We start from the raw sequence: 2,171 nt of genomic DNA, 5'->3' as shown, positions 1-2,171 counted from the left end.
GTTTTAGGAAAATGGCTAATATCAAAAATAGTGGATTAGATAAAAGTTTTGAAAGTAATAGTTCAGATTATGTTGCAAAATATACTTTGAATAATTTAAATAAAAAATTAATAATACCGGGATGGACTAATAAAATTGCAGTTTTTATGTCAAATATACTACCAATAAATATTATGCTGTATTTTGTTAATAAGGCACAAGAAAGGAAAAATAAATGAAAATATTAGTTATAGGAACAGGAGTAATGTCAAATTATGTTTTAGATTCGATAAAGTCTAGTGGAAATATCTGTATAGGAAGATATGATAAATTTGGTAATGGAGATTTTTCTGATTTTAATGAGATAAATGAAGAATTTGATGTTATAGTTGATTTTTCACATCATAGTTTAACTAAGGAGTTATTAGAATTTGCAGTAAAAAAGAATAAAAATATACTAATAGCGACTACTGGACATAGTGAAGAAGAAAATGAGATTATAAAAAATATGTCAGAAAAAATTGCGATACTTAAGGCAACTAATACTTCTTTTGGAGTTAATGCTTTAAATAAAATAGTAGCATATGCAACTAAAATATTAAAAGATTTTGATATAGAACTAGTTGAAAAGCATCATAATAGAAAATTAGATGCACCAAGTGGAACAGCCAATACTTTACTTGATGTTATAGACGAATCATTAGGAAAAAAAATGAATAGAGTGTATGGAAGACATGATATTAAAAGAGGAGCAAATGAGATAGGAGTTCATTCTATAAGAGGTGGCTCTATTGTTGGAGAACATGAAGTGATATTTACCAAAGGAGATGAAATTATTGAAATTAAACATACTGCTTTATCAAGAAAAATATTTGCAGATGGTGCAATTTCAATTTTAGAAAAATTGATTAAATTAAAAAAAGGACTATATTCTATCAATGAATTAATTTAAAGCATATTCTAATTGTTTTTTAGAATTTTTTGTGGTAGAATTTATAAAAAATAAAGAAAGGAATAAATAAATGACAGAATTAGAAAGATCAAAAGAAATTATTGAATATATTTCAAACTCAACTAGAAAAACACCTGTAAAAATGTATACAGATGCTGAAATAAAAGGTGAGTATTCATGCCAAATATTTGGAGATAGTTTAAAACTTGTTATAGGAGATTTGGATGAAGTAGAAAAATTAATAAAAGAAAATAATATAGAAAAATATCATTTGGAAGTAGATAGAAGAAATTCTGCAATACCTTTACTTGATATAAAGAAAATAAATGCAAGAATAGAACCGGGTGCTATAATTAGAGATAGAGTAAGTATAGGTGATAAAGCTGTAATAATGATGGGGTCTGTTATAAATATAGGAGCTAAAATTGGTGAAGGTACAATGATAGATATGAATGTTGTACTTGGAGGACGTGCAACTGTAGGTAAAAATTGTCATATAGGTGCAGGGACAGTTCTTGCTGGTGTTATAGAACCACCTTCAGCAGATCCAGTTGTTGTTGAAGATAATGTAGTTATAGGAGCTAATGCTGTAGTTTTAGAAGGTGTTAGAATAGGAGAAGGTTCAGTAGTTGCTGCAGGAGCTGTAGTAACTGAAAATGTTCCTAGTGGAGTAATGGTTGCTGGAATGCCTGCAAAAATAATTAAAAATATAGATGATAAAACTAAATCTAAAACAGAGCTTGTAGAAGGTTTAAGAAAATAGATATATGAGAAAATTGCTTGTTATTTTTTCATTATTAATTTCTATTGTTTCATTTTCAAATATAGATATAGAACTACAAAAAGCTAGTCAATTTATAGCTAATGGGGAATTAAAAAAAGCTAAAATTATATTAAAAAAACTAAGCAATGAAAATTTGAATAAAGAAATTGCTGTAAAAGTTCTTAATAATTTAGCTTTAATATCTAATAGTGATAATAATATAGAAGAATCTATTGATTATTATAATAAAATTTTAGATTTACATGTTGGAGATAATTGGTATAACATAAATTCAAATCAAAAATTATTAAGTTATGCTTTAAATAAAAATGATTTTGAATCAGCAATTAAATATATAGAAAATATAAATTATTTAACACAATATAATGATGTAAATTTTGTGGCAGATTTAATATATTTATATGAAAAATTTAATAAAACTGATAAGATCTCTAATTTGAATATGCATCATATAGA

At 25.6% G+C, this 2,171-nt stretch carries 3 protein-coding genes and 1 pseudogene; all 4 read left to right on the top strand.

Annotated features, from left to right (window positions below):
• Positions 1–218, top strand: a pseudogene (locus ACWYO2_RS05855) (SDR family NAD(P)-dependent oxidoreductase); the annotation flags it as partial.
• Positions 215–931: a 4-hydroxy-tetrahydrodipicolinate reductase gene (gene dapB, locus ACWYO2_RS05850; protein ID WP_455515544.1), complete on the top strand. Its 717-nt coding sequence runs from the start codon at positions 215–217 to the stop codon at positions 929–931. The pseudogene ACWYO2_RS05855 and the gene dapB, both read left to right, overlap by 4 nt.
• A 70-nt stretch (positions 932–1,001) precedes the next feature.
• Positions 1,002–1,694 (top strand): 2,3,4,5-tetrahydropyridine-2,6-dicarboxylate N-acetyltransferase, encoded by a 693-nt coding sequence (gene dapD / locus ACWYO2_RS05845; RefSeq protein WP_455515543.1) that lies wholly within the window; start codon positions 1,002–1,004, stop codon positions 1,692–1,694.
• A gap of 4 nt (positions 1,695–1,698) precedes the next feature.
• Positions 1,699–2,171 (top strand): hypothetical protein (locus tag ACWYO2_RS05840; protein ID WP_455515542.1); only part of this gene is annotated, 473 nt, incomplete at its 3' end.

The sequence above is a fragment of the Pseudostreptobacillus sp. genome, assembly GCF_977040545.1.
The sequence above is the reverse complement of the archived record's forward strand: the minus strand, read 5'-3'. Positions and strand labels throughout refer to the sequence as shown.

Bases quoted from the DNA above. Each gene is read 5' to 3' on its own strand.
- dapD (WP_455515543.1), top strand. From the start codon at position 1,002: ATGACAGAATTAGAAAGATCAAAAGAAATTATTGAATATATTTCAAAC.
- dapB (WP_455515544.1), top strand. From the start codon at position 215: ATGAAAATATTAGTTATAGGAACAGGAGTAATGTCAAATTATGTTTTA.